General features: G+C 54.9%; 25 protein-coding genes. 7 read left to right on the top strand and 18 right to left on the bottom strand.

The features are described from left to right. Window positions 1-116 precede the first annotated feature (116 nt). Window positions 117-914, top strand: a complete 798-nt coding sequence (locus tag ACQKE4_RS01480) for an HAD family hydrolase (protein ID WP_427386575.1) — start codon at window positions 117-119, stop codon at window positions 912-914. A gap of 73 nt (window positions 915-987) precedes the next feature. On the opposite strand, the gene ACQKE4_RS01475 is transcribed toward ACQKE4_RS01480, so the two are convergent. The 5 genes from ACQKE4_RS01475 to ACQKE4_RS01455 all read right to left on the bottom strand — a co-directional run bounded on the left by ACQKE4_RS01475 (window position 988) and on the right by ACQKE4_RS01455 (window position 6,339). Further along, window positions 988-2,628 (bottom strand): BCCT family transporter, encoded by a 1,641-nt coding sequence (locus ACQKE4_RS01475; protein ID WP_427386574.1) that lies wholly within the window; start codon window positions 2,626-2,628, stop codon window positions 988-990. A 105-nt stretch (window positions 2,629-2,733) separates the two neighbouring features. Continuing rightward, window positions 2,734-3,771, bottom strand: coding sequence for a YcjF family protein (locus ACQKE4_RS01470; RefSeq protein ID WP_427386573.1), 1,038 nt, complete (start codon window positions 3,769-3,771; stop codon window positions 2,734-2,736). Beyond that, complete coding sequence (locus ACQKE4_RS01465) at window positions 3,768-5,156, bottom strand: YcjX family protein (protein ID WP_427386572.1); 1,389 nt, start codon at window positions 5,154-5,156, stop codon at window positions 3,768-3,770. The genes ACQKE4_RS01470 and ACQKE4_RS01465 overlap by 4 nt, the downstream gene beginning before the upstream one ends. A 51-nt stretch (window positions 5,157-5,207) precedes the next feature. Continuing rightward, entirely contained in the window at window positions 5,208-5,399 is a 192-nt protein-coding gene (locus tag ACQKE4_RS01460) for a hypothetical protein (protein ID WP_427386571.1), read from the bottom strand. A 70-nt stretch (window positions 5,400-5,469) separates the two neighbouring features. Beyond that, window positions 5,470-6,339: a D-hexose-6-phosphate mutarotase gene (locus ACQKE4_RS01455; RefSeq protein WP_427386570.1), complete on the bottom strand. Its 870-nt coding sequence runs from the start codon at window positions 6,337-6,339 to the stop codon at window positions 5,470-5,472. A 196-nt stretch (window positions 6,340-6,535) separates the two neighbouring features. Here ACQKE4_RS01455 and ACQKE4_RS01450 point away from each other — a divergent pair, with 196 nt between their 5' ends. From ACQKE4_RS01450 to ACQKE4_RS01435, 4 genes are all read left to right on the top strand, one after another. Beyond that, window positions 6,536-6,778: a GlsB/YeaQ/YmgE family stress response membrane protein gene (locus ACQKE4_RS01450; protein WP_427386569.1), complete on the top strand. Its 243-nt coding sequence runs from the start codon at window positions 6,536-6,538 to the stop codon at window positions 6,776-6,778. Between the two features lie 177 nt (window positions 6,779-6,955). Next, entirely contained in the window at window positions 6,956-9,421 is a 2,466-nt protein-coding gene (locus ACQKE4_RS01445) for a DUF1266 domain-containing protein (RefSeq protein ID WP_427386568.1), read from the top strand. A gap of 202 nt (window positions 9,422-9,623) precedes the next feature. After that, window positions 9,624-10,154: a C40 family peptidase gene (locus ACQKE4_RS01440; protein ID WP_427386567.1), complete on the top strand. Its 531-nt coding sequence runs from the start codon at window positions 9,624-9,626 to the stop codon at window positions 10,152-10,154. Between the two features lie 60 nt (window positions 10,155-10,214). Then, on the top strand, window positions 10,215-11,405 hold the full coding sequence (locus tag ACQKE4_RS01435; RefSeq protein WP_427386566.1) for an MFS transporter: 1,191 nt from the start codon (window positions 10,215-10,217) through the stop codon (window positions 11,403-11,405). A gap of 7 nt (window positions 11,406-11,412) precedes the next feature. Here the strand turns inward: ACQKE4_RS01435 and ACQKE4_RS01430 are convergent, their stop codons facing one another. Genes ACQKE4_RS01430 through ACQKE4_RS01410 form a run of 5 tightly spaced genes read right to left on the bottom strand, consistent with a single transcriptional unit; the run spans window position 11,413 to window position 16,307 of the window. Further along, window positions 11,413-12,057 (bottom strand): ABC transporter ATP-binding protein, encoded by a 645-nt coding sequence (locus tag ACQKE4_RS01430; RefSeq protein WP_427386565.1) that lies wholly within the window; start codon window positions 12,055-12,057, stop codon window positions 11,413-11,415. Beyond that, the gene (locus ACQKE4_RS01425) at window positions 12,050-12,883 is read right to left on the bottom strand and encodes an ATP-binding cassette domain-containing protein (RefSeq protein ID WP_427386564.1); all 834 of its coding nucleotides are present in this window, start codon (window positions 12,881-12,883) and stop codon (window positions 12,050-12,052) included. The genes ACQKE4_RS01430 and ACQKE4_RS01425 overlap by 8 nt, the downstream gene beginning before the upstream one ends. Before the next feature lie 33 nt (window positions 12,884-12,916). Continuing rightward, window positions 12,917-13,717: an ABC transporter permease gene (locus ACQKE4_RS01420; protein WP_427386563.1), complete on the bottom strand. Its 801-nt coding sequence runs from the start codon at window positions 13,715-13,717 to the stop codon at window positions 12,917-12,919. Next, window positions 13,714-14,724, bottom strand: a complete 1,011-nt coding sequence (locus ACQKE4_RS01415; RefSeq protein ID WP_427386562.1) for an ABC transporter permease — start codon at window positions 14,722-14,724, stop codon at window positions 13,714-13,716. Before ACQKE4_RS01415 ends, ACQKE4_RS01420 begins: the two co-directional genes overlap by 4 nt. Continuing rightward, entirely contained in the window at window positions 14,715-16,307 is a 1,593-nt protein-coding gene (locus ACQKE4_RS01410; protein ID WP_427386561.1) for an ABC transporter substrate-binding protein, read from the bottom strand. Before ACQKE4_RS01410 ends, ACQKE4_RS01415 begins: the two co-directional genes overlap by 10 nt. A 96-nt stretch (window positions 16,308-16,403) precedes the next feature. Between ACQKE4_RS01410 and nikR the strand changes: the two genes are divergently transcribed. Then, entirely contained in the window at window positions 16,404-16,805 is a 402-nt protein-coding gene (gene nikR, locus ACQKE4_RS01405) for a nickel-responsive transcriptional regulator NikR (protein ID WP_427386560.1), read from the top strand. Between the two features lie 71 nt (window positions 16,806-16,876). Here nikR and ACQKE4_RS01400 read toward each other — a convergent pair whose 3' ends face one another. Further along, window positions 16,877-17,359, bottom strand: a complete 483-nt coding sequence (locus ACQKE4_RS01400) for an FKBP-type peptidyl-prolyl cis-trans isomerase (protein WP_290837113.1) — start codon at window positions 17,357-17,359, stop codon at window positions 16,877-16,879. Window positions 17,360-17,536: 177 nt separating this feature from the next. Between ACQKE4_RS01400 and ACQKE4_RS01395 the strand changes: the two genes are divergently transcribed. Further along, the gene (locus ACQKE4_RS01395; RefSeq protein WP_427386559.1) at window positions 17,537-17,818 is read left to right on the top strand and encodes a hypothetical protein; all 282 of its coding nucleotides are present in this window, start codon (window positions 17,537-17,539) and stop codon (window positions 17,816-17,818) included. A 115-nt stretch (window positions 17,819-17,933) separates the two neighbouring features. Here ACQKE4_RS01395 and ACQKE4_RS01390 read toward each other — a convergent pair whose 3' ends face one another. The 7 genes from ACQKE4_RS01390 to mnmA all read right to left on the bottom strand — a co-directional run bounded on the left by ACQKE4_RS01390 (window position 17,934) and on the right by mnmA (window position 25,599). Beyond that, entirely contained in the window at window positions 17,934-18,404 is a 471-nt protein-coding gene (locus ACQKE4_RS01390) for a glycine zipper 2TM domain-containing protein (RefSeq protein WP_290837117.1), read from the bottom strand. Window positions 18,405-18,680: 276 nt separating this feature from the next. Next, entirely contained in the window at window positions 18,681-20,279 is a 1,599-nt protein-coding gene (locus tag ACQKE4_RS01385) for an isocitrate lyase (protein ID WP_427386558.1), read from the bottom strand. A gap of 411 nt (window positions 20,280-20,690) precedes the next feature. Next, window positions 20,691-21,116, bottom strand: coding sequence for a GNAT family N-acetyltransferase (locus tag ACQKE4_RS01380; RefSeq protein WP_427386557.1), 426 nt, complete (start codon window positions 21,114-21,116; stop codon window positions 20,691-20,693). After that, entirely contained in the window at window positions 21,116-22,306 is a 1,191-nt protein-coding gene (locus ACQKE4_RS01375; protein WP_427386556.1) for a JmjC domain-containing protein, read from the bottom strand. The genes ACQKE4_RS01380 and ACQKE4_RS01375 overlap by 1 nt, the downstream gene beginning before the upstream one ends. 42 nt (window positions 22,307-22,348) lie before the next feature. Continuing rightward, on the bottom strand, window positions 22,349-23,734 hold the full coding sequence (gene purB / locus ACQKE4_RS01370; protein WP_427386555.1) for an adenylosuccinate lyase: 1,386 nt from the start codon (window positions 23,732-23,734) through the stop codon (window positions 22,349-22,351). 81 nt (window positions 23,735-23,815) lie between these two features. After that, complete coding sequence (hflD, locus tag ACQKE4_RS01365) at window positions 23,816-24,457, bottom strand: high frequency lysogenization protein HflD (protein WP_290837127.1); 642 nt, start codon at window positions 24,455-24,457, stop codon at window positions 23,816-23,818. Then, window positions 24,454-25,599, bottom strand: coding sequence for a tRNA 2-thiouridine(34) synthase MnmA (gene mnmA / locus ACQKE4_RS01360; protein WP_427386554.1), 1,146 nt, complete (start codon window positions 25,597-25,599; stop codon window positions 24,454-24,456). Before mnmA ends, hflD begins: the two co-directional genes overlap by 4 nt. Window positions 25,600-25,714: the final 115 nt, after the last annotated feature.

The following is a 25,714-nucleotide window of genomic DNA, read 5'->3' as shown; positions in this document are numbered from 1 at the left end:
CCAAGGGCCGCGCCAATTGTCGCTAGGTGAAGTCGTCGCTGGTAACGGCGAGTCAAAGGCTTACATGCACTCGAATGAATCGGTTAAGCTAAATGCCCATGTCGATGGAGCGCGTTATGACACCCCGGCTGATTGTTTCTGACCTGGATGGCACCCTACTAGGTAGCGATCACACGCTTCACGACAGCACCGTTGACGTGCTACGTGCATTGGTGAAGCAGGGCCATCATGTCGCCCTTGCTTCCGGGCGTCACTATCACGATATGAAAGTATTTTGTGATCAGTTGGACATCCCCGCGCACCTGATCAGTACTAACGGCGCCTATGTGCATGATCCGAAAGGCGCCTTACTGGCTGCTAATCACGTTGATCCTGAGCATGCAAAGACGCTGATTGAGCTTCCGCGGCCTCCACAGGTGCGGCTCAGCTTATATCGTGAAAGTGGTTGGCATATTGATGCGGAAGCCCCGCAGTTGCTCTCACTTCACGCTTCCACCGGCTTCACCTACGACGTAGTGCCACCCTCGCAGATGGACATTAATGGCGTGGGGAAAGTACTTTATTTAGGCGACCCCATTGCTCTAAAAAAACTGGAAAACCAAGCCCATGAGGCCCACGGCAACGGACTGCATATTACTTACTCAACAATTGATTCTCTGGAGATCATGGCAGGTGGGGTAAATAAAGGCGTGGCGTTAGCGGCACTGCTGGAACGGTTGGGCTTAACGCCCACAGACTGTTTGGCGTTTGGCGACAACCTTAACGATACCGAAATGCTCGTTTTAGCAGGGGAAGCCCAGGTAATGGCCAATGCCCATCCGGCATTGTTTGATCGTATAAAGGGCGCTGAGCGCATCGGCCATCATGGTGAAGCCGCGGTTGCCGAGTGGCTGAAGAAGCGGTTTAGCGTGTAATCCTGCATTGAAATACAAAACAGCCCTGCTCAAGTCAGCAGGGCTGTTTTGCTTTTCATGATCGTTTCACTTTTCAGGAGCGAATAAGGCGTAGCTCGCCATTGAGCGCTTTGATAATTGAGTAGCACATCAGCAATAGCACGATGGAGAACGGAATCGCGGTGGCGGTGACACCAGCCTGTAGCGCTGTTAGGCCCCCGCCAATAAGCAGCACAATGGCGATCAGACCTTCGACGATCGCCCAGAACATCCGCTGAGGCCTTGGCGCATCAATCTTGCCACCGGCGGTGATGGTATCGATCACTAGCGAGCCGGAATCCGAAGAGGTGACAAAGAAAATCAGTGCCAAGACGATACCCAGGGTCGACATCAGGCCGGTCAGCGGCAGTTCGTTGAGCATGCCGAATAGTGATAATTCAGGCCGATAATTATCGATCACATACTCTTTGACCAAGCTGCCAGCGGGGTTAGCATAAAGTTGCTCAAGCGCCGTTGAACCGAAGACGCCCATCCAGATAAAGATAAACAGGCTGGGAACCAACAATACACAGAGTACAAATTCACGCACCGTGCGGCCTCGCGATACACGAGCGATAAACATCCCGACGAAAGGTGCCCAACTAATCCACCATGCCCAGTAGAAAATAGTCCAATCCTGGCGATAGGCGTCATCGTCACGACCGAAAGGTGCGGATAGAGGAATAAAGTCAGTAACATAAGTAGTCAGTCCCGACCAGAAGCCGCTGAGGGCCAGCAATGTAGGGCCAGCGAACAGCACGAAAAAGAAGAACAAAACAGCCAGAATCATGTTGATCTCAGAGAGCTTCTTCAGGCCACCCTCAAGCCCGCGCCATACTGACACCAGCGCGACTGCCGTAACTAAGAAGATCACAATGACTTGGGTAGTGGTGCTCACCTCCAGGCCGAAGACAAAGTTCATCCCCGCATTGGCCTGCTGGGCGCCGAGCCCGAGGGACGTTGCCAGCCCGAAGAGGGTGGAAAACACCGCCAGGATATCGATCACATGGCCCCACCAGCCCCAGACACGCTCACCGAGGATGGGAAAGAACGCCGAGCGAATCGAGAAGGGCAGGCCCTTGTTATAGGTAAACAGGCCCAATGCCAGTGCCATCACCACATACACCGCCCAGCCATGGATACCCCAATGAAGATAGGTGCCCGCAAGGCCCATGGCACTGGCGTCAGCAATAGCGGCTGTGTTTAGTTCGCCGTTGGCCCCGAAGGGAGATGGAATGCCAAGGGGGAGGGAGACGTTGGCATGGTAAACCGGCTCAAGCACACCAAAGAACAGTAAGCCGATGCCGATGCCCGCAGTGAACAGCATGGCAAACCAGGAGAGGTAGCTATGGTCTGGCCGCGCATCTGCACCGCCGAGTCTGACCGAACCATAAGGGAGAACAACCAGCGCTAAGCAAAACAGAATAAAGAAATCGACCAGAATCATAAAATACCAGTCCAACGTGCCCGTAGAGAAGGCCACGATAGACTGGAAAATGCCGCCAGCTTGCTCAGGGAAGAGCAGGGTGAGGACAATGAAGATGGCTGAGGCAAGCGCTGAAACTACAAAGACGCGGTTGTGGATATCAAAACCGAACGGGCCAAAGTGACCCTTTATATTATCCTGACCGACGACATAGTCGGTCTGCATATCGCTTTCTACTGAGGATGATACAGAATCATGGGTATTGTTCATTAACTACGCCTCACTGGAGGATGCAATCCCAACTTCCTATCATGAGGATAAATAGCGTTGAATCCCATCTTGTTGCCGAAAAGAGGCTCATCGCCGGTCACTTTGTTAGCGGCTTTGCGGTACCGTCTCCTTGTCGAGCCTCTTGATCTGCCGCCACAGGTCTTGGCGAAGATCGGCGATTTTGGGTTGCTCCTCAGCGGTGAAAGGCACCGGGCGGCACAGCCGCTGGGCGCGAAGACCTAAGCGTGCGCTGAGTAGCCCAGTGGCGAGGCCTTGCCCTGCACGAGCGGAAAGACGCGCCGCCAAGTCGAGGGAAAGCATATCCATACTGGCGTCGGTGGCCAGTTCGCTGGCACCGGCAAACGCCATATTGTGCAACACATTGCGAAATAGCCGCAGGCGGCTGGCGTAGCCTAACTCTAACCCATAAAGGCGGCAGAGCCGATCCACCATCGCCAAGCTGCGCCAGGCTACCAACGCCATGTCGACCAGGGTTAGCGGGCTGATTGCCACCATAATCGCGGTTTCGCCGGACATGCGGGTAATCAGGCGCTGGGCTTCACGATCACGAGGCGCCAGTAGGTGGTAACGCAGCAGGGTTTGGATCTCTTCACCGCTATGGTGGGGTTGATTGGCGCGCTGAAAGGCCAGCCAGTGGGGGTCATCATCGGCGAGTTTAAGTTGGCGCCTAAGCTGCTCGGCCATGGCGCGGGCTTGCTGGGGTGAGCGCTGTGGCAGCTCAGCAAGATCGGTACGCAGTTTGTCGTGGCGCTTCAAACGGCGTAAACGCCCCAACTCTTTAAGTAACGATAGCCCCCCTAAACCAATTAGGCTGATCCCGAACAGCTGCCAGGCAATGGCTAGCCACTGGGATTGCGCTATTGCATCGGGTATGCCAGTGATCAGCTCGGCGGTGCCTAGGGCAGCGCCACCTGTCAGCGCAAATAGCAGCCCCCAGCGGCGTTTGCGCGGTGTACCTAACGTCGCCGCAGGTAGGGCTTTCTCTTCAGGAAGCGGGGCTAGCGGATGATGCTCGCTGGTACCGGCAAACGCTTCGCGCTGGCGCAGGGAGGCCGCAACTTCAGCGGCTTCTTCCGGCTTATCGTCCAGCTTAAAGTGACGGCGCGGCTGTGGGGTGGTCATGTGAGCTTATCTCCAATCAGCCAGTCGATGGCGGCGTCCATGCGAATATGATCCAGCGCTTCTGAGGTGGTGGGCATCGGGCGAAAGCCTGGGAAGTCAAAGCCCTGCTGCTGCCAAAAATCGGCAGTCGGTAAGCGGGCGGGCACATCGCCGGGGTAGACCAAGACGTCTTCACCTTCCAGGGTGGTGCCGCGTAATGCAGGTGAGCGCTTACCCTCGTGGGTGACCTCACGGGCTTCGGTGGCGCGAATAGCGGCCAGCGAAAGTGCTTTTACAGGCACGTTGGCAAAGCGTAGGTCTTTGAGTGGTTCTGCCAGTAAGGCCTCTAATAGCTGTACCACGTTGCCATGCTGGTCGGGTGTCACGTGGTCCGCTTTAGTAGCGGCAATCGCCAGCCGGTCAATTTTAGGGGCGAATAGGCGTGTTAACAGACTACGTTTACCGTAGTCAAAGCTGTGCATTAACTGGCGCAGCGCGCGGGAGAGATCTTCAAAGCGTTCTGGGCCGGCATTAAGTGCGCCAAGCACATCCACCAGCACGATTTGGCGGTCAAAGCGGCGGAAATGATCGCGGTAAAAAGGTTTCACCACCTGCTGCTGATAGTAGCGAAAGCGCGCCGCCAGGGTGGCATAGAGGCTGTTGGTGGGCAGTGCTTCCAGCGTCTCTTTGGAAACATTTAGCTGCGGCAGCGGAAAAAACTGTAGTACCGGCGCGCCTTCCAGCTCGCCGGGCAGCAAAAAGCGCCCCGGCTGCAGGTCGGAAAAACCAGCCTCCTTGGCGCGGCGTAGGCCTTGGGCATACTCTTCGGCAAGCGCCGCGAGCTGAGCTTCATCTGCTTCACCAGCGGGGTCAAGTGGCTCCACCGCCGCCAGCCACTCAGTGAACAGGCCACGCCGCTGTTCACCTTGGTGAAGTGCTTGGGCTTGGCTCCAACTGTAAAAATCGTGTTGCAGCAGCGGTAAGTCGAGCAGCCACTCGCCAGGGTAATCGAACAGATCGAGCGTGAGATGGGCTATTTCCGGGGTAAACCAGCCGCTACGGGCCGGGCGGTAGCGTAGCTGTAAACGTAATTCGCTAATGCCGCGGGTCGGTTCTGGCCAGCGCGGTGGTATATCGCGCAGTGCGGCCATGCCTGGGTCATAGGGAAAACGCGGTACGCCCAGGTCAGGCTGGTTAAGTCGCTGAGCGCCCAACAGGCGGCCTTCGCGGGCGGCGGGCAGTAAATCGAGACGAGCCTCTACGCCTGCATGGCGCAACTGATTGACCAGCGAGGTTAAAAAAGCGGTTTTGCCCGCTTGTGAAAGGCCGGTCACCGCTAGGCGCAGTTGGCGGTCACGACCACGCTCTAACAAGTTGCTCAGTTCGCGATTTAACGGCTGGAGCATGCTTTATCCATTAATAGAGGGTAGGGGGCTTAACCTTCACTGGCTTGACTTTCACTGACGTAACATTAACACCAGTTGATAAAACATCGGCATCGTAGCGATTTGAAAACCGATTACCGCAATAACATAGCCTGGCCAGCGGCGGGTCATCTTTTTTGCCAGGGTAAGACCGGCTATACACACCACCATGCCGATTAAGTTAAATGCCAACGTCGCTGCTTCCAGCCAGTCCTGTGGACTCATATACGCTCCTTAAGCGGTTTTCCCCTCCGTTGATATCAGCAATGATAACAACACATTGATGAACCAGCGGTTAACCGCGGCTAAGTGTCGTACCCAGTAAATGTTGGGCACCGGGCACTAGCCAGACAGGATCTAAACGCGTATTGGCGGCTTCAACGCAGATAAAATAGCGCGCTGCTTCGGCGGGTGTGTCGCTGGGCAGCTCGCTATCGGGGTGCCAAACGACCGTGGAGTCGCTGGACTGTTTGCCAATGCGCAGGCTGCGTTGGCCATCATTAAGTAGCACGGCTTGATTGGTGTGGTAAATGCGGTCAACGGCACCGTTTACTGCAAGCGTACCTTGTTGCTCGCTTTCAGCAAAGCCGCGCAATTTGTCGAGGTAACGTGCACCGGCAAGGCCTTCTAAACGGCACTGATGAATATCCGCAACGGCGAGGTAAGTGTGCAGTGCACCGCTGGTTTTAACCGGCGTTTCGCCAATGTTTTCGCTAATCAATTCCACGTTTAGCCGCTGGGCGTTGGCCTGAACCACCAAACGCGCGGTGAGCTGGGTATGCAGCTGCTGCTCAGGGGAAAGGTGAATTTCGATTCCCTCCGCGTGCTCATCGACGGCGTCTAACCGCCAGGTAGCATGACGGGCGAGGCCATGGAACGGGCCGTCACGCTCAGGGCTTTCATCGGCGTAGCGTTCGTCGGCGAACCACGGCCAGCAGAGCGGAATGCCACCGCGAATAGCCCCTGGCAGTGCTTGAGGGGTGGGCGTCAACCATAGCCAGTCAGTGTCCTCTGCTGGGCAGAAGTGGAGTACCTGAGCGCCCTGCAGGCTGATCACCAACTCCCCCCAAGGCATATTAAAAAGCACAACATCACGACCTTCCCAACTGGCCGTTTGCTGTCCTTGTGTGCTTTTAAGCAATTGTTTGAGCGAATCGGGGATCATGAATTTTCCTTTAAGAGTTGCCTAACATCTTCACCAGTAGGCGCCGAACAGTAGCGCTGTGTGCTATGGTAGAACAAGCATGACGGGCGGTAAAACACGTCCTAACGTACGTCGTTAAAACCCGTACTTGAATTAGTCGTTGAACCAGTACTTGTACCAGTACTTGAAATAGCACTTGAAATAGTAAGGAGACTATATGGGCTTTATTGCATGGTTAATCATTGGTGGTCTGGCTGGTTGGATTGCTGGAAACATCATGCGCGGCGGTGGTTTTGGCATCTTAGGTAATATAGGTGTTGGTATCATTGGCGCGCTTATCGGTGGTTTTCTATTCACTCTTTTAGGCTTACAAGCCGGTGGCTTTATCGGTTCGCTGGTCACCGCGACCGTGGGTTCTGTCGTGCTGTTGTGGGTGATTAGTAAGGTCAGAAGTGCGTAGCTAGTGACTCACTAGCTATCAACAACCGCCCGGCCTTGTGCCGGGCGGTGTCGTTTTACCCCAGCATAACGGTGGCTATCGGTGTTCGCGCCACTTTCCGTTACACTAGGCAACTTTATCCCGGCTCACTGTCGGTGACCTATTGTTGGTGACACAGTTGTTTTTTCGAGGTGCCTCTTGATCGACGCGTTAAATGCTTGGTGGGCTCAACAGCTCGTGCTGTGTGATTGGGCGTTTACCCCTCATCCGCTGACGGTCGATGCAGGGGCAGCTGAACAGCGCCTGCTGCAATTAGGCACTACCAGCCGAGGCGAGCTAGCCGAACAGCTGTTCCATGGACTGGGAGCGCCCGCAGGCCATGCCGACCGTTTGTTAGGCGCGCTTGAGTGGGCGGCGCTTGCCGGTGCCGCTGGCTGGTTAGAGGCTGACCAAGCGCGGTCGTGGGCGCACCACTTAACGCGGCGTATTACCAGTGATTACGGTGATTTGCGTGCTTGGTTGGCGGATTTACGTCGTGCATTAGGCGCACGAGGCTGGGAAGTGGGAGCCGATGATCGCTTTATCGATGCCTGCCAAGCGCTGGCCAATTTAGAAGCGGAGGGCGAGGGAGTTACCTGGGAGACACTAGAAAATGCACTGGGTAAGCTTCCAGCGCCCGCTCCGCTATGGCCCCATCAGCCCCAGGCGCAAAGCTGGCGGCTATGCGCACTGTTCCGGCCGATTATCGTTTATCCCGCCAGTCAAACGGACTGGCCTGATGCCACTGAGTGGCTTGCTCACGTGTGGGATGTGCATGATCGTGACGCGCTACTCGGGGCGATGCTTTGGTTAGGCGCTCAAGGGGAACGACAGCGTTGGGATATCGAGGCCCGCGAGCTATTAAGCATGGACAACGCTCAGCGCATGGAGTGGCAGCGCAGCGTGGTAGAAGGGTCACCCTATGCGCCAGTACTGAATAAGTTTGTTACTCAGGGTGAGCCTTTGGAGTGGGCAGCCTGGGACTGGTTACGTTTAGTGGAACTCGCCTGGGCTGGCGCGTGCTGTGGTTGGCTCAGCCAGGAGGAGGCCGATGACTTGGCGGGACACGCCGCTGATTTGATTAGTCGCCGCTATCACGACTGGTACGCCGTTTTGAAAAGTTATGGTCGGGGGCAAAGCCTGTTTGACGGCATTGATCGGCGTGGCAAAACGCCTAGCGAGCGCCATCAGTTACTCTTGCATAGCGCCTACAGCCCCTGGAAGCGACCACCGGGAGAGCTATTAGATGAGCCAACCCGTAAGGCTGCTCAAACGCGTATACGCCAATGGCGCAATACCTCCCATCACTGGCTGTTAGCGTTAGCAAGTGTCCGTGAGCCCGATGTCATGCTGCGTCAGATCGACCCTTCAGCGGCGCTGCCGGAAGAGCAGCGTGCTGATGCCGCGATGTATCTACAGGAGTCGTTGGGCCTGCATGCTGACGAGGGCGCTGAGGCGTTAGCGCGCTACTGGCTGCCTGCCCAGGCACACCATCTTAATCAATTGGCTGCTGACGCAGTGCACGGCGTATTGCCGCCGTCGCAAAGTTGGTTTGGGCAGCCAACCTCTGAAGAGTTAAAGCAGCGCAACGCCGTCAAAGGCGTGAGTCGCCACGCGGCGACGATTCATATGGCGGAAAAATTCGCCTTCTACCTGCATATGTCATTAGACAGCGGCTTGTTAGAGCGAGAGCCACTCATGGGGTACGCCAGTGCACTACGTAGCTGCCTGTGTCGCTTTTACCCCAACGCCAAACGCTTATTAGATGCGTGGTTTGCCTGGGAAAGCTGTTTGCCCGAGCCTGAGCATGCCTCATTGGTGAATGAAATTATCTGGCACATGGAAGACCCTGGCAGCCTGTTTCACTGGCTGGATTGGCGACACGATGCGTGGTGCGAACCCGGCAGCCGCCCTACCTTGAGCCACTTCACTGCCATGTCATTGGTAGGCCCTCTTAACAGCGCGGTGTGGAGTGAGCCTCAGCCCGAAAGCGCTCGCGAGTGCGCCGAGATTCGCGAGTGGGTGGATAGTCACTACCACTTAAACAGCGCTGAGGACATGCAGGAGTTTTTAACCTACATGCTCGAGTCGGGGGATCGTCAGGAGTATCAGATTAACTATGCGCCTTATACCCTCAACCCTGAGCGGCTGGATGCCGAGATCGCTATTCTTGAATCCGGCGATTGTGCTGAGGATGAGCGCCATCATCTACTGCGGCTATGCCGTGTACGCGACAATGAGGATGGCTGTAATGAGGTGGATATGGCTGCCTGGGATATTGCTCAGTTGGTCGATTTAGCCATTGCGGCGCGGCAGCTAGGCTGGCTGGATGGTGCTGCCTTTGCGCAAGTGCTGGATAGCGCCTACCAACTGGCGGCGGATCACTACTCCGGATGGCAGGAGTATGCCATGGGAATGTATGCCGGGTTCTCGTTTTTTATGGGCGAAACCCCTGAGCGGGAGAGCTTTTTAGCGGGCTTCCGGCAGGCTCTGGTGGCGTGGATCTGTGGCGCGCCGATCCTGGCTGGACCATGGGTGAGCCTCGATTTTCCCGGCAATAAACCGCGCCATTTTGCGCCGCTGCATATCGACACGTTGCCGGGTGATCAACGAACATTACATTGACGCTCGCCAAACATATGATAACTAGCTTATAGTCCATGGCTGAGAAAAATGAGTTTTCTCATGTCGCCCACGTCATTAATGTTCCGAGGTTAATCGCATGGTTGCGTTGCCACGCCCCGCTGTGACCGCTGTCCGTGTTTTAAGTGTTTGTTTTTTAGCTGCTTTATTCGCTGGTTGTGCTGGTTCTTCTCGCCAAAGTAGTATGCAGGCCCCAGACAACTACTTCTCTATGTCGTTACCGGGAATGGGGAAGGGCGTTAATCCGCTAATGTCGCCGGTTGACCCCATCAATGCCCAGTTGCGTAGCATGCAAGTTCCGCCACCAACAGTCGTTCGCGAAGCGCTACTGGCACAGCATAAACGCTGGGCAGGGACGCCTTACCGAATTGGCGGTACCTCAGAACGAGGAATTGACTGTTCGGCGCTGGTTCGCAATGTTTATCGTGATACCTTTAATTTCGAGTTACCGCGTTCCACCGATGGGCAAGTGCATAAGGGACGCCAGATCGACCGCCAAGAGCTACAGGCGGGCGATCTGGTTTTCTTCAACCCCCCGGGTCGTTATAACCATGTGGGCATCTACGTGGGCGATGGCTATTTTCTTCATGCGTCGACCTCGCGAGGGGTGATTATTTCCAGCCTGGATAATAGTTACTGGCGTCGCCATTACTGGCAAGCACGGCGTGCGCTGGAGCCAACCCATTTGGCTCAGCTGGGTGGTAGTGTTTTCTAGTAGGGTAGTGTTTTTTAGTTGAGTAGTGCTTCTAATCGTTAGTCTCACTTTAGGAATGGCATGATCGAAGCCAAAACGCGCGCCTGGTGGCGCGCCACCTTGGCGCTTTGCCTCGGCTCATTTCTTGTTTTTATTAATCTGTATGCGCCGCAACCGCTGTTGCCAGGGTTAAAGGAGACTTACGACGTCTCTACCCTGGGTGTTAGCCTCCTCATGTCGGTATCGACGCTCTCATTGGCCTTGGCGCTACTGGTATTCGGACCACTCTCGGATGCTATTGGGCGCGAAGGCATCATGCGTATTACCCTGCTGCTAGCAGGTGGCTGCTCTCTTGCCTTAGCCTTCGCTCCTACCTTTGAAAGTTTACTGCTGCTGCGGCTGGTACAGGGGTTTGTGCTGGGCGGATTACCTGCAGTCGCGATTGCCTGGATGGGCGATGAGTTTGAGAAGCCTGCGCTGCTAAGCGCCGTGGGACTCTATATTGGTGCCAATTCACTTGGCGGTATTAGTGGGCGCATTGTAGGCGGTGCCGCAGCTGAAGTAGGAGGCCCCACCGCCGCCTTTCTGGCGGTAGGCGTGATAACGCTGATCGGCTGCGTAGTGTTTTGGCGCTTACTACCCAATAGCCGGGCTTTTACTCCCCAGCGTTTCGAACTGCGCAAAGCGGCAAGCGATTTATTTGGCCACTTGCGTAATCCAGTACTGCTCGCTGCTTACTGTTTGGGCGGCATCAATTTTCTAATCTTTATAAATCAATACAGCTATATCACCTTTCGTCTGGCGGCCGAGCCTTATCAGTTGGCCGCGAGCGGCCTGGGGCTGATTTTCTTGACCTATCTGGGTGGTACCTTCGGTTCGATGATTTCCGGGCGTTTAGCCGGACGGTTTTCGCCTGCCGTCTGCATGATGGTGGGCGTGATTATTTTAATGCTGGGCACGGCGATCACGTTGTCGAACTCCTTGTTGATGATTATTGTCGGTTTAAGTGTTAATGCCTTCGGCTTTTTTCTGGCGCACTCATTGGCGTCAAGTTGGGTCGGGCGTTATGCCCGCGGTGCGCGGGGCAGTGCTTCGGCGCTCTATCTGGTGTTTTACTATGTAGGTGCTAGTTTAGGCGGCTTCTGGTTGGAGCCGTTCTGGCGCTGGGCCGGTTGGGTAGGGGTCAGCCTAGGCTCTTGGTTGCTGCTCAGCATTACGCTAATGATTGCTTTCGGCCTATGGCGTTTTGAGCGTCGCCAGTCAGTTGGCTAAGCAAGTGCTAGCTAACCTGCAACCTGCCCTGGCAATACGGGTATTGCTTCAATTTACCGTCGCTTAGGTGGTAATGCTGTGTGCAAAGCCGCGCCAGTAGCGCGCTATCGTGACTAATCACCAGCACGCCCAGCTGGCGTTGTTCGGCCTCTTGTTGTAAGGCCTGCCAAAGCTCTACCTGTGTAATCGGATCAAGCATGGTCGAAATTTCATCGGCCACTAGAAAGCGTACCCCTGGCGCTAATGCACGCAGCACACATACACGCTGTAACTCTCCCCCTGACAATGATTGTGGAAAGCGCGATAGCCATTTCGCTTGCACACCAAACGCTTCGCACTGTGCCTCAGAGGGTGTCCAGGCTTCCCGTAGGATCTTCCCTACCCGCCAGCGTGGGTTAACCGCCAGCTCTGGCGATTGCGGTAGCCACTGGACAGGCTGCAAGCCCTTTGCAGGCAGTACTTCGCCATCCAGCGTGATCTCACCCGCTTGGGGCGCTAAATAGCCAGCCAATAGCTTGCCCAGCGTTGATTTTCCCGCCCCTGAATCGCCGCTTAAGCCTATCCATTCTCCCGCGTTCAGCGATAGTGAGACTGTCTGGATCAGCGGCATCTTGGGTGAAAACTGAAAGCTTAGCTTTCGTGCTTCAAGCAACGTTGGCCTCCTTTTGCATCTCAGGCGCCATGCCTAACGCATTGGTCGAGAAGTTATTGTCTGGCAGTGCCAGCCAAAGGCTTTGCGAATAGGCTTGGGTCAGCAAGCCGCCAATACCTTGAAAGGCGCGAGCGGTCGCGGTCTCGACCTGCTTGCCGTGCCGCATGATGGTAACGCGGTCGGCAATCGGCAGGGCATGTCGTAGATCGTGGGTAATTAAAACCACGGCTTTACCTTGATCGGCAAGGCCTCGTAGCGCATCCAGTACGCGCTGGCGCTGCTCTGGGTCGAGGCCAACGGTGGGCTCGTCAGCAATGACTAGCTGCGCTTGGCTAACATGGGCCATGGCTGTCAGCACGCGTCGCGCCATGCCGCCGGACAGCTCATGGGCATAGGCCTGCTGCGCACGGGCATCTAGCTGGTAATGATTTAACGCTTGCTGAGCAGAGTGCCAGGCGGCCGCCGATGAGTGACCGGCACGCTGTGCGGCCCAGGCTACTTGGCGCTGGGTGCGTACTAGCGGGTCTAAGGCGTTAAGCGACTGTGGAATCAGAGCAAGCTCGCGCCCGCGAAGCTGGCGTTGGCGAGTTTTATCAAGTGGTTCTCCTTGATAGTGAAGCTGTCCGTTTAATTGTGCTGACGCTGGCAGTAAGCCCATTATTGCGTAGGCAAGCAGGCTTTTTCCGGCACCTGATGCGCCCACTACCGCATGTACCTCGCCTGCTGAAAAGCACAGCGAGAGCTCATCTAAACAGGTTGCCCATTCACGCTTCCACCAGGAGGCATACATGGGTAACTGTAGCGATACCTGTTCAATCGTTAACATGGCAAGCCTCCTAGCAGTGTTTTCTTAAAAGCGTTAAAGCGCGCGGCGCAGGTGGCTGGAAAGGCGATCAAAGCTAAGCACCATCAGCAATAGTCCCAAGCCTGGAAAGACTCCCAGCCACCAGTAACCACCGCTTAAATAGCGCATCGCATCCGCCAGTAGTACCCCAATGGCGGGCTGGCTTGGGCTTAAGCCAAAGCCCAAAAAGGTTAACGCCGCCTCATGCAAAATAGCGTGGGGAAATAGCAGTAGGGCACCGATTAAGCAGTGAGGCAGCAAATGAGGCAGCAAATGACGATGGAGCACAAACCAACGCGATTTACCTAAAGCACGCGAAATACGCACATAGGGCGCTTGCCGCAACTGCAGTAGTTCTGCGCGTAATACGCGGGCCAAACTGGGCCAGTGGGTAACTGCCACCGCAATAATCACCGCCTGTGTACCGCCGCCCAGGGCAAAGGCGATCAGCATCAATAGAATCAGATGCGGCACGCTGAGTAGCGTATCGATCAACAGACTGACCAGCGCATCCAGCCTGCGTGAAAGCGTCGCCAGTACTGCTAGGCTTAGCGCAATTAGCGTGCTCAATAGGCCGGCTAAACAGCCCACCCAGAAACTTAGTGCCAACCCTGCCAGGGTCCGCGTCCAGAGCTCGCGCCCTAACGCATCGGTGCCGAACCAGTGATTAACACTGGGAGGGGCTAAGCGGGCGTCAAACTGCATTTGCTGGGGCGTATCGCCTAGCAACCATTGACTTGCGATCAGACTGATTACCAACAGGCTGGTGATGCCCAGACTGAACGCGGCACGAAGACGTGGCTGGGAGTGTCTCATGTGCCACTCACGTTAATGCGTGGGTCGATAACGCTATAGAGCGTGTCAGCGATCATATTACCGACGCTAACAAACAAGGCAGTAAACAGCGCAATACCCAGCAATAGTGGTATGTCACTGCGCAGGCCTGCTGCCACCGTGGCTTGGCCGAGCCCAGGGTAGGCAAACACCTGCTCAATTAATATCGAGCCGCCAAACAGCTCTCCCAACGAGGCAAATGCCAGTGTTACCGCCGGTAAGCTGGCATGCCGAAGGCCATGTCGCCAGGCGACATCCATCCGAGTAGCGCCCTGAGCGAAAGCGTGAGTGGCAACCTCTGAGCGCATTAACTCAAGCATTCGGGTGCGCGTATGCAACGTGATATTGGCGATACCCAACAGTGCCAACGTAGCGATTGGCAGCACTAAATGATGCAAGCGCGTCGCGAAGCTGACATCTTGGCTTAAGGTGCCCGTTGGGCCGGCGCAGCAGGTCGGTGTCCACCCTAGGGTGACTGAGAATAGCAGCACGGCGAGTATCGCCAGCCAAAACGCGGGGGTGGAGGCGGTGATATAGGCGTAGGTGCTGATCACCTTATCCAGCGCTGAGCCTTCTTTGGCACCCGCCACTACGCCTAGGCCAAATCCCAGTAGCGCTGACAACAGCCACGCGCCGCCTAATAGCGAAATTGAGCGTTGAAAGCGCTGGCCAATGACCTCGCTAACCGGCTGGTTATATATGTGGCTCCAGCCTAAATCACCACTCACTAACTGCCGTAACCAGTGGCCAAACTGCGCTGCAGGCGGCGCATCAAATCCCCAGCGCTGGGCGATTAATTCGCGCTGCTCAGGGCTTACCTGCGCCATCTGAGGGCCTAAATAAGCATCGATCGGATCAATCGGCGAAGCCATCATCAGCCCAAATGAGACCAGTGCCACACACAGCAGCACCAACACCAGGCGAGCCAGGCGCTTTGCTATCGATGGTAGTAATCGACATGACAGCAATTGAGAGGCTATCAATCGCACGTCCAGCGCCAATCAAGCAAGTTGGTGGTGATTGGCCAACCATGGCCGTGAGGCGCTACGCCAAGCTCGCCGACATCTAAACAGGTGTTGGCAAAATAGACATGCTCAAGATTAACCAACCAAGCCCAGCTACTATCGCCACGCAATCCGTAACCTGAAGTGCCGTCCCATTGGGCCGCACGCCAGTATTGGTTGGCTTGCTCGATACTTTCAGCTGTCTGTGCGGCGTCAAGGTTGCCATCCACGGCTGGGTTGGCGTAAAAACCGCTGTTGTAATAACCATTGCCGGCATGCTGGCTGTGGAAAAGGTAGTAAACCTCTTGTGGGCTGTGACTGCCAAAGCCAAACAAAATGGCGTCTTGGTGCAGCGCTTCACGCTGGATTTCATCCCAATGGCGGCCGGTAGGCTGCATCTCGATACCTAGTGGACGTACCATCTCAGCGCTTACCTCTGCGAGCAGTTGCCGTGTGGTATCGCTAGAGGGGTAGTTGAGATGAAAGCGAGCGGGCAGGCCATCTTTATAGCGCAGGCCATCATCGTGTAACTCCCAACCCGCGGCATCGAGCACTTCTTCGGCTTGGGCTAGTTGTGGGGCTTCGATGTGTTCTTCATCATCGCTCCAGGGCAGGCCATCGGCTGGGCCATAAGCGGGGCGTCCAAAACCGTGCAGCGCAACCTCCGCTAGTGTCTCGCGATCAACGGCTAAATTGATCGCTTGGCGAATGGCTAGGTCGGCGGTGACATCGTTACCAATTGGCGCGCCTGAGTCGGTTTGTTCACCGTTGGCAGGCTGCATAGGGAAAAGAATGCCGCGGTTATCGACACTCTGCATAATTACTCGCTGCATTGTTGCCGGTACATTCGTTGCCAGCGCTGGCGGAGCGTAGGCGAGATCTACCTGGCCTGCATGGGCGGCGCTTAAAGTGGCATCTTCTCCGGTAAACAGAAACACTAGTCGTTCAAAATCAGGTGTGGGGCCATAAAAGTAAGGGTTGCGTTCGACAATCAACTGCTCACCTTCCTGCCACTCGACCAGTTGGTAGGGCCCAGAGCCCATGGGTTGTCTACCGTACGCGTCGCTATAGCCGTTTTCGCGCCCGGCGTGAGGCACAATGCCTAACGTGACTAACTGATTAATAAAGGTAATGCGTGGTGCTCGCAGTTGAAGTGTAACGCTATGATCACCAACGGCCGAGGCTTCTTTAAGCGCGCTGAGGTCGGCCCGCCCACCTGCCTTAGCTGCCGTATTGAAGGTATAGGCGACGTCGTTGGCAGTCAGGGGAGTGCCATCGGCAAAGCGGGCATCGTCACGCAGCGTGAGTGTCCAGGTCAGGCGGTCTTCCGAAAGCGACCATTCAGTGGCTAATTCTGGCTGGGGTGATAAATCATTGCCCCGTGAAAGTAGCGTCGACTGAAATAACGGCGTGCCGTACTGTCCCCAGCCTAGCAGCGGGTCGAAGCCTTGTTCGGGCTCACCGCCAATAGCAAGCACTAGCTGCTCTTTTGCCTGAGCAGTGTTAGTAGCCACTAAACAACTTAGCGCAAGACCCAGTAAGATAGGCTGAGATGGTTTGGCCATCATTTTTATCCTTCATGCGACTAGTATGATGTTTTTTAAATAACATCATACTAACGGCGCAAGCAGACTATGAAAAGCTAATCGGCAAAGGAGGCGTGAATGCAGCGTGTAACGGTAACGCTTGATGAGGAGTTGCTAGCCGAGGTAGACGGCTTGATGCGCGAGCGCGGCTATCAAAACCGTTCCGAGGCGATTCGTGATTTAACGCGCAGTGGCTTGAAACAGGCGAGAGAAGAGGCTGCTCCGGAAGCACCCTGCATGGGGGCGCTGGTATATGTCTATGATCATGCCGCACGTGAGCTGTCAAAGCGCTTAACCCGTCACTCTCACGATCATCATGACCTGACGTTGTCAACCCTGCATGTGCATATCAACCATGACAGCTGCCTGGAAGTAGCACTGCTGAAAGGCCAGGGCAGTGCGCTTAAGCAGTTTGCCGCCGAAGTAACCTCCTCCAGAAGCGTGCGCCATGGGCAATTGGTGCTGATACCTGATGAGTAAGCGGTTATTTTATAAACATAAAAAAAGGTGACCCGAGGGCCACCTTTTCTAGAGCAGAAGCGCGAGAGCAATTAGTGCTCAACGCCGCCTTCGCCGTGCACGTGTCCGTGCTCAACTTCTTCAGCGCTGGCTTCACGTACTTCAGCAATCTCAACATCAAAGTTGAGCTGCTGACCTGCCAGCGGGTGATTGCCATCAACAACAACCGTATCGCCTTCAACTTTTTTAACGGTGACCATTAAAGGACCGCCTTGAGTCTGGGCTTGGAACTGCATGCCCGGCTCAATGCTTTCAACGCCCTGGAAGGCATCGCGGGGTACTTCTTGCATCAGTTGCTCTTGCAACTCGCCGTAACCTTCTTCAGGTGACACGCTAACGTTCAGCTTGTCGCCTGCTGCACGGCCTTCCAAGCCTTTCTCAAGACCAGGAATAATATTGCCAGCGCCGTGTAGATAAGTAAGCGGCTCACGGCCTTCAGAACTGTCTAGCACTTCACCTGCATCGTTAGTCAGGGTGTAGTGGAACGCGACAACCGAGTTTTGCGCAATTTGCATGGAATAACCTTTCGGTGAGTGCATGTTCCAATATGGTAACGCGTGTGGCTCGGCTTGTCAGGGGGTAAGGGCGCTTTTTCCCCTATCTCAACTTTTGGCGGTATTGCGCCTTAAGGTGACCAGGGATACCCTACGACCATCACTTTTTCCTTTGCCCTATCATTCTGGGAGCTTGTTATGACGATTTTGATTATTTGGCTGATCGCATTTGGCTTGATTGCATATTTTGCTAATCAACGCTGGAATAGCGGTGTTAGCCGAGGGTTGGACAAAATGCTACCTAGCATTTTGAAGAGCCACGGTAGTAACCGTAATATGTGGGTCATCGTCTTGGCAGTGCTGGGCGCCACGACACTAGTGCAGCCGGTAGAAATGCTGCTGGTGGTGATTTTATTAGGCCTGATTGGTTGGGGCATCATGGCACTGGTGAATTGGGCTGGTAATAAAACACACCACTAAATTACCATCACTCCATTGATCGCTACAAAAAAGCCCGGCCATCCATAGGATGGCCGGGCTTTTTACAGCTCGACATTTATAAAACAATAACCATCTAACTATCAATCACCATAAATTAATAAGGTGCAACGCTCATGCTAGCACCGCTACCAATCAGACGAACGCGCTGACCCGCTTGGAATTGGCGATCTGCACGCTGAACGACAACAACGTCAGTACCGTCATCACGGCGAATTTCCATTTCCAGGGCATTAACGCGGTTAGTCGCATCTTCGGCTGCCGTTCCTGCTACAGCACCACCCAAGGCACCCGCCACCGTGGCTAGCTGACGACCTGTACCGCCACCCACTTGGTTGCCCAAAAGACCACCAATAACTGCACCACCACCGCTACCTAACAGGCCGCCTGCACGGCTTTCAGCTTGGATCTGCACTGGACGAACGGCAACGATGGTGCCATAGGTGACGCTTTGGCCTGTTTGTGCCTGGTTGCCGCGATAGACATCACCAGAGTAGCCAGATGTGTTAGCGCAACCTGCCAGGGTAAGAATGCTTAATGCGGCAACAGGTAAAAGAAGACGTTTCATTAAAACCTCCATGGTTTGTCCGTTCGTATAGCGGGTACAGCGTAACTGCAGTTATAGAACAGTGTTCTTTAAAATATCTGATACTAACCGTTTTGACCAGCTATCGTCCAGAAAGATCAAAGCTGATAAAAATAATAGCTAGGGAATATCATAGACGAGAGTGTAACAGCGTATTAAGAAAACAGTGTGCAAATACGTATGGCACAAAAAAACCAAGAGGCCGAAGCCTCTTGGTTTGTGATATTGCATGTTTAATAAGGTTAATAAAAAGCCTTATTAACCGAACTGATTCATGGTGTTGTCTTTGCCACCGGCTTTAAGGGCGGCATCGCCATGGAAAAACTCTTTATGGTCATCGCCGATATTCGAGCCGGCCATATCCTGGTGTTTAACCGTCGCAATACCCTGACGGATTTCCTGACGCTGTACGCCTTTGACGTAAGCCAGCATGCCTTCGTCGCCGAAGTAGCCTTTCGCCAAGTTGTCGGTCGATAGGGCGGCCGTGTGGTAGGTAGGTAGCGTAATTAAGTGGTGGAAAATACCCGCTTCGCGAGACGAATCACGCTGGAAATTACGCGTCCACTCATCGGCTAGCTGACCCAGCTCGGTCTCGTCGTATTCCGCGCTCATCAGCTTCTCACGCTGGTAAGCGGAAACATCTTTACCCTCTTCCTGCCATGCATCGAATACTTGCTGACGGAAGTTCAGCGTCCAGTTGAACGAAGGTGAATTGTTGTAGACCAGCTTGGCATCGGGCACGACGTCGCGAATCCGATTAACCATGCTGGCAATCTGGCCAACGTGGGGCTTCTCGGTCTCGATCCACAGCAGGTCTGCGCCATTTTGCAGGCTAGTGATACAGTCAAGAATAACGCGATCTTCACCGGTGCCTGCCTTGAATTGATAGAGGCCGGAAGCTAAGCGCTTGGGTTTTACCAGCTTGCCATTCTGCTTGATGACTACGTCACCGTTATTGATATCGGCGGCGTTCTCGATGACATCGCCATCCAGGAAGCTGTTGTACTGATCGCCTAGATCACCAGGTTCGTGGGTGACGGCAATTTTTTGCGTCAAGCCAGCGCCAAGTGAGTCGGTGCGCGCCACAATGACGCCATCCTCAATCCCTAACTCCAGGAAGGCGTAACGCACAGCATTGATTTTGGCCAGGAAGTCTTCATGGGGAACGGTAACCTTGCCGTCCTGGTGGCCGCACTGCTTTTCGTCAGAAACTTGGTTTTCCAACTGAATGCAGCAGGCGCCTGCCTGAATAAATTTCTTCGCCAGCAGGTAAGTGGCCTCGGCATTACCAAAGCCTGCATCAATATCGGCAATGATCGGCACGATATGCGTTTCATGATTGTCGATTTTGCCGATAAGCTCCTGCTCTTTTGATTTGTCGCCCGCTTCTTTGGCGTCATCCAGTGCACGGAACAGGTGGTTAAGCTCCCAGGCATCGGCTTGCTTCAAAAAGGTGTAGAGCTCTTCTATCAAGTTAGCAACAGACGTTTTTTCATGCATGGACTGGTCGGGCAGCGGGCCGAACTCGGAGCGCAGTGCAGCCACCATCCATCCGGAAAGGTAGAGGTAGCTACGCTTCGTGGTACCAAAATGCTTTTTGATCGAGATAAGCTTCTGCTGGCCAATAAAGCCGTGCCAGCAGCCGAGTGACTGGGTGTACTGGGCCGTATCTGCGTCATAAGCCGCCATATCTTCGCGCATGATCTTGGCTGTGTAGCGGGCAATGTCCAGGCCGGTATGAAAACGGTTCTGGGCACGCATACGGGCAGCGTACTCAGGCTTGATCGCTTCCCATTTGCCGCCCTGGGCTTCGCGTAGTTGAGCCATGGCTTTGATATCGTCGAGTAGTCCTGACATGAGCTTACCCTCTTTGGTCATGATGGTAGTGCTAGAATTTTGACGCTCTCTTGCAAATCAGCATTTTCTTATGCTGCACCTGCGAAGTTACGCCAAGCATTATTGAATTTCGCTGCGCTGTCTCTAGGCCAATCGTCTTTGAGCAAAACGTCTCTCAATCAAACGTCGCGGGCATTAGAGGCGTCAGCGACAGCGTTGGGGGAGGGAAGAATTCACCACATCCTCTTAACGCTGCAATGCAATAACTATCTACCAGGATGACCTCATCAACAATTGTCACTTGGGTGCACAAGGCGTTGTAACCCGACGACAACGGGGTAGAGGAAGGGAGGGTTTGTGTAGTCGTTTTTTGTCAGGAGGGCATAAAAAAGCACTGCCGAAGCAGTGCTAGAGATAAAACAAGAAGCCTTCTCAATCGAGCGACAGCGTCATCTCTCGGTGAGGGATGCCCGCATCCATAAACTCTTCGCCGTGGGCGACAAAGCCCAACTGCTCATAAAACGCAAGGGCATGCACCTGGGCGCTGAGGGTCACTTCGGGATGGCCCGCGTGGCGTGCCGCCTCAATTGCGGCACGCATCAGCAGAACGCCAATACCAGTGCCGCGGGCTTCCTTAAGCACCGCGACACGGCCAATGTGCGCATCAGGCAGCAGCCGGGCTGTGCCGACTGGCTGGTCATCAAGCATGGCTAAAAAGTGCTGGCACTCTGAATCAAGACCGTCCCACTCCTCTTCCTGGGGCACGTTCTGTTCTTCAATAAACACCCGGCGGCGAATCTCGCTGGCCGCCGCACCCAGTGTTTCCCAATCGCCAGCGCTAATGTGGGCAATTGCCATTAGTACTCCTCATCCTCGTCACCTACATCGCTCATAAAACCAAGGCTGCCGGTATTAACCAGCTGGGTGATCAGCGCGGCGGCGCCGTCCAGCTCAAGGTCTTCAGCGTAGAGCGGTGTGGCGTCCACAAGGCGTTTGGCTAGCGCTTCAGAGCAGGCATGGCCTTCACCATCAACAAACAGCGTCGTGCCGCTGGCATCGCTCCGCCATGCAAAGCGCGACCCCGGCATATGATAAAGCGGCTCATCATCTTGTAGTTGAGCAACAAGCTCAGCTTCATTCATTGGGGTGTCGAGTGGTACTACTTGATCGACATATTTTGGCTGCGTCATTACCCGACCAAACCACTGAGCGACCTGTTCAGGCTTATCGAGGGTCGAGATAAGCAGCTGGCGCATACGCTCAACCGCCGCATCGTCCAATTCACCGGCCTGCTGGGCAGGTGACATGCCCGCATCGCTGTAGCGCTGCGATGCGGGTAGCTGTTCGCCCAAATAGTCCGCATAAGAGGTGATCGCCTCATCAGCGGAAGGTGCCCGGAAGCCAATAGAGATAGTCATGCAGTCATCGCTTTGGCTGACGCCATGGTGTGCCCAGCCGGGAGGCAGATAAAGCATATCGCCCGGTTCAAGCACCCAGTCGGAGTCGGGCTCTACAGTGAATTCCTTCAGAATACGTAGATCGATGCCCTGGATAATCGGCGCATCTTCCGTCAGTTTGCCACCCAACTGCCAGCGGCGGTGACCACTGGCTTGGAGTAAAAACACATCGTACTGGTCAATATGCGCGCCGACATTTCCGCCAGGAGGTGCATAGCTGATCATCACGTCATCAAGCCGCCAGCGCGGCAGGAAGTCAAATTCGTCCAGGAGCGCCGCCACGGAGGGAACGTAGTGGTCAACGGCCTGCACTAAAAGGCTCCAGTTCTCTTCTGGCAGCCGCGCAAAGGTGGCTTCGTCGAAAGGGCCGTGGGAAACCTGCCAAGGGCCATCTGGGCCTTCTTCTTCAACCAGACGCGCCTCTACCCCAGGTTCGCAGGCGAGTCCCGCCAGCTCATCGGCCTCAATGGGACTGATGAAGTCCGGGATGGCACCACGAATCAGCAGCGGCTTTTGCTGCCAATAATTGGCCAGGAAGTCTGCGGGGGTAAGGTCACCCAGCAAGGTTAACGGCTTATCTTGATGGCTCATGGCATGTCCTGGCGATGTGGGGTGGCGTTAAAAAAGGTGGCGTTATAAAGCGTTTAGCTGCTGCATCAATGCTTCGGCTTGCGCTTGTGCATTACCAGTATAGCTTGCCGGTGACAGGGCCTTTAGTTCAGTTTTAACATCGCTAGACAGTTCGAGTGTGTCAATGAACGCCGCAAAGCCAGCCTGATCAATGCGCTTGCCGCGGGTTAGCTGCTTGAGTTTTTCATAGGGTTTCTCAATGCCGTAGCGACGCATGACCGTTTGGATGGGTTCTGCGAGCACTTCCCAGCTGTTATCCAGGTCAGCATCTAAACGCTCAGGATTCGCTTCCAGCTTGCTAATGCCTTTCAGGCTGGCGTGGTAAGCAATCAAACCATACGCCAGGCCAACCCCAAGGTTGCGCAGCACGGTGGAGTCAGTCAGGTCACGCTGCCAGCGTGAAATAGGCAGTTTTTGCGCAAGGTGGCTAAGCACCGCGTTGGCCAGCCCCAGGTTACCCTCGGAGTTTTCGAAATCGATCGGGTTTACTTTATGCGGCATGGTCGATGAGCCTATTTCGCCCTCAACCGTGCGCTGCTTAAAGTAGCCCAGCGAGATATAGCCCCACACGTCGCGATCAAAGTCGATCAAGATGGTATTGAAGCGGCAGATGGCATCAAACAGTTCGGCGATGTAGTCGTGGGGCTCGATCTGAGTAGTGTAAGGGTTAAACGTTAAGCCCAATCCTTCAACAAACGTACGGGCGTTGGCTTCCCAGTCAATGTCTGCGTAGGTGGTCAGGTGGGCATTGTAATTGCCCACGGCGCCATTGATTTTCCCCAACACTTCCACCGCTTCGATTTGCTTAAGCTGGCGCTTAAGGCGGTAAGCTACGTTGGCCATCTCTTTGCCAAGGGTGGTAGGCGTCGCCGTTTGACCGTGGGTGCGAGACAGCATCGGTTGTGCGGCGTGGGCGATAGCCAGTTTGGCGATTTCGTCGGCCACTTCGTGCATGGTGGGCAGCATGGCGGTTAGGCCATCGCTGAGCATCACGCCGTAAGAGAGGTTATTGATATCTTCGCTGGTGCAGGCAAAGTGAATGAACTCGGTGACCGCATGCAGCTCGGCTTGATCGGCAATTTTTTCTTTAAGAAAGTACTCAACCGCTTTGACGTCGTGATTGGTGGTGCGCTCGATCTCTTTAATCCGCTCGGCATCGGCGATTGAGAAGTCGCTAATCAACTGCTCAAGAAACGCGTTAGCCTCAGTGGATAGGGGCGGAACTTCGGCAATTTGGTCGTGCTCAGCCAAGCGCTGAAGCCAGCGAACTTCCACAATCACACGGGCACGGATCAGGCCGAATTCACTGAAGTGTTCGCGCAGGGCGGCAGCTTTAGAAGCATAGCGGCCGTCAACGGGAGAGAGAGCGGTCAAAGCGGAGAGTTGCATGGCATAATTTCCAGGTTGTTCGAGAGCAAATGAATCGAGAGCAGGTTCTTCAAAATCAGGTTATTCGACCAGTTGAGCGGTCTAGCTGAGGCTGTCCAGCGCGCGGCGTAGCGCTTTGCGCTGGAATACAAGCTTCCAGCGCCGCCCGCCCTGCTGGTGCCACAATAGCCCAAACCGAATGCCGCCCATCAAGCAGGCGCGCACACGCTCGGGCATCATGCGGCTTTGCAGCAGCGACGGGTCGCCCTGCACCACAATGCGGGTTTTAAAGGTGGAGATGGTCTCTTGGTACGCTTCCCCTAGGCTTGCAACTACATTTTCATGGGTGGTGCCGAAGTGTTCGGCTTGTCCCTGAATACGGGTCAGCTTCTGGCCTAGCGAATCCATCATGTCGTTATTGGTGCGCAGCTTATTCATCAGCAGCAGTAGCGAAAAACCATAGCGCAATACCACTGGGTTCGCTTGCTTGCGACCCACTAGCGCTTCTAAGGTATCCAGGCCGCGGCGTAAATTATTAGGGTGTCCACCATAAATAGCTTCGAAGCTTTCTGGGTTGGTGTCCACGGTGGCCTGTATCAGCGTTTCCCAGGCGCGGGTGTCAACTTGACCGGTGCGGGCGAGTTCGTCAACCAAACTGGCAGCTTGAAAAACACCAGCCAGGGCAAGCGCTTGGCGTGCAGCGGGTGAATCAGGCGCGCGATGAATCGGGGTGGTGGGATTCATGCAGCAGCCTCCGTGGCTTTTTTCCAGGTAGCGCGAATGACGCCTCCGCCTAAGCAAATGTCGCCATCATAAAGTACCAGCGATTGGCCTGGGGTAACCGCCCACTGAGGGTCATCGAAAGTGACTTCTACGCCGCCGTCAGGCAGTACGCGCATTTCACAGCTGCAGTCACTTTGGCGATAGCGCGTTTTGGCGGTAAAGCGACCCTGTTGAACCGGCGGCTCGCCAGCGACCCAGTCCATGGCTTCTGTTGCCAATATATCGGAGCAAAGTAGCGAGTGATGCTTGCCCTGCACCGCAATAAGAACATTGCGATCAAGGTCTTTCGCGGCTACGTACCAGGGCTCTTCCGAGTAGTTGGCGAGTCCACCAATACCTAGTCCCTGGCGCTGGCCTAGGGTGTAGTACATCAGGCCCATATGTTTGCCGATCACATCGCCATCCGGCGTTTCAATGGTGCCGGGCTGGGCGGGCAGGTACTGCTGAAGGAAATCACGAAAGCGCCGCTCGCCAATAAAACAGATACCGGTAGAGTCTTTTTTCTTGGCGGTAATCAGGTCGTGCTGTTCCGCTAAGGCTCGCACCGCAGGCTTTTCAAGCTCACCCACGGGGAACAGAGTACGGGCAATCGCGGCTTCCGGCACGGCGTGTAAGAAGTAGCTTTGATCTTTGTTGCCATCCAAGCCTTTCAGCAAACGCGGACGGCCGTCACGTAATCCTTGCCGTACATAGTGACCGGTTGCGATTTTGTCGGCGCCGAGCATTTCTGCGTACTCAAGGAAAACCTTAAATTTGATTTCCCGGTTACACAGAATATCAGGGTTGGGCGTACGTCCCGCTTTGTATTCGGCTAAAAAGTGCTCGAATACGTTATCCCAATACTCCGTGGCAAAATTAGCGGTGTGCAGTTTAATGCCGAGCTTTTCGCAGACGGCTTCGGCGTCGGCGAGATCCTCTTTAGCGGTGCAGTACTCGGTGCCGTCGTCTTCATCCCAGTTTTTCATAAACAAACCTTCCACCTCATAGCCTTGTTGCATGAGGAGAAGGGCAGAGACCGACGAGTCGACACCGCCGGACATACCGACAATCACTTTGCCGTTAGCGCCCGGCCCGGCCGTCGGTGACATAGCAGTGGATGACATAGTAGTGCATGACATAGTAGTGGATGACATAGGCATCCTCAGTAGAAGTAGTGTGCAAAAAAGCGGTGTGCAATTGGGGAGGGATTATACACGATGGGGGGTAATGGCTTCGAGT

It is taken from the genome of Halomonas sp. NPDC076908, assembly GCF_050269715.1.
Taxonomy (GTDB): domain Bacteria; phylum Pseudomonadota; class Gammaproteobacteria; order Pseudomonadales; family Halomonadaceae; genus Vreelandella.
Note: the sequence above shows the minus strand (reverse complement) of the source record. Positions and strands in the feature narration are given on the sequence as shown.

What these genes read in the sequence shown, in the direction of transcription:
- ACQKE4_RS01455 (WP_427386570.1), bottom strand. Translation starts at nt 6,339, where the DNA reads ATGATCCCCGATTCGCTCAAACAATTGCTTAAAAGCACACAAGGACAG.
- purB (WP_427386555.1), bottom strand. Translation starts at nt 23,734, where the DNA reads ATGCAACTCTCCGCTTTGACCGCTCTCTCTCCCGTTGACGGCCGCTAT.
- ACQKE4_RS01480 (WP_427386575.1), top strand. Translation starts at nt 117, where the DNA reads ATGACACCCCGGCTGATTGTTTCTGACCTGGATGGCACCCTACTAGGT.
- ACQKE4_RS01425 (WP_427386564.1), bottom strand. Translation starts at nt 12,883, where the DNA reads ATGTTAACGATTGAACAGGTATCGCTACAGTTACCCATGTATGCCTCC.
- ACQKE4_RS01460 (WP_427386571.1), bottom strand. Translation starts at nt 5,399, where the DNA reads ATGAGTCCACAGGACTGGCTGGAAGCAGCGACGTTGGCATTTAACTTA.
- ACQKE4_RS01380 (WP_427386557.1), bottom strand. Translation starts at nt 21,116, where the DNA reads ATGGCAATTGCCCACATTAGCGCTGGCGATTGGGAAACACTGGGTGCG.
- ACQKE4_RS01475 (WP_427386574.1), bottom strand. Translation starts at nt 2,628, where the DNA reads ATGAACAATACCCATGATTCTGTATCATCCTCAGTAGAAAGCGATATG.
- ACQKE4_RS01465 (WP_427386572.1), bottom strand. Translation starts at nt 5,156, where the DNA reads ATGCTCCAGCCGTTAAATCGCGAACTGAGCAACTTGTTAGAGCGTGGT.
- hflD (WP_290837127.1), bottom strand. Translation starts at nt 24,457, where the DNA reads ATGAATCCCACCACCCCGATTCATCGCGCGCCTGATTCACCCGCTGCA.
- ACQKE4_RS01450 (WP_427386569.1), top strand. Translation starts at nt 6,536, where the DNA reads ATGGGCTTTATTGCATGGTTAATCATTGGTGGTCTGGCTGGTTGGATT.
- ACQKE4_RS01400 (WP_290837113.1), bottom strand. Translation starts at nt 17,359, where the DNA reads ATGCAAATTGCGCAAAACTCGGTTGTCGCGTTCCACTACACCCTGACT.
- ACQKE4_RS01440 (WP_427386567.1), top strand. Translation starts at nt 9,624, where the DNA reads ATGCAGGCCCCAGACAACTACTTCTCTATGTCGTTACCGGGAATGGGG.
- ACQKE4_RS01410 (WP_427386561.1), bottom strand. Translation starts at nt 16,307, where the DNA reads ATGATGGCCAAACCATCTCAGCCTATCTTACTGGGTCTTGCGCTAAGT.
- ACQKE4_RS01395 (WP_427386559.1), top strand. Translation starts at nt 17,537, where the DNA reads ATGACGATTTTGATTATTTGGCTGATCGCATTTGGCTTGATTGCATAT.
- mnmA (WP_427386554.1), bottom strand. Translation starts at nt 25,599, where the DNA reads ATGTCATCCACTGCTATGTCACCGACGGCCGGGCCGGGCGCTAACGGC.
- ACQKE4_RS01470 (WP_427386573.1), bottom strand. Translation starts at nt 3,771, where the DNA reads ATGACCACCCCACAGCCGCGCCGTCACTTTAAGCTGGACGATAAGCCG.
- nikR (WP_427386560.1), top strand. Translation starts at nt 16,404, where the DNA reads ATGCAGCGTGTAACGGTAACGCTTGATGAGGAGTTGCTAGCCGAGGTA.
- ACQKE4_RS01435 (WP_427386566.1), top strand. Translation starts at nt 10,215, where the DNA reads ATGATCGAAGCCAAAACGCGCGCCTGGTGGCGCGCCACCTTGGCGCTT.
- ACQKE4_RS01375 (WP_427386556.1), bottom strand. Translation starts at nt 22,306, where the DNA reads ATGAGCCATCAAGATAAGCCGTTAACCTTGCTGGGTGACCTTACCCCC.
- ACQKE4_RS01390 (WP_290837117.1), bottom strand. Translation starts at nt 18,404, where the DNA reads ATGAAACGTCTTCTTTTACCTGTTGCCGCATTAAGCATTCTTACCCTG.
- ACQKE4_RS01385 (WP_427386558.1), bottom strand. Translation starts at nt 20,279, where the DNA reads ATGTCAGGACTACTCGACGATATCAAAGCCATGGCTCAACTACGCGAA.
- ACQKE4_RS01420 (WP_427386563.1), bottom strand. Translation starts at nt 13,717, where the DNA reads ATGAGACACTCCCAGCCACGTCTTCGTGCCGCGTTCAGTCTGGGCATC.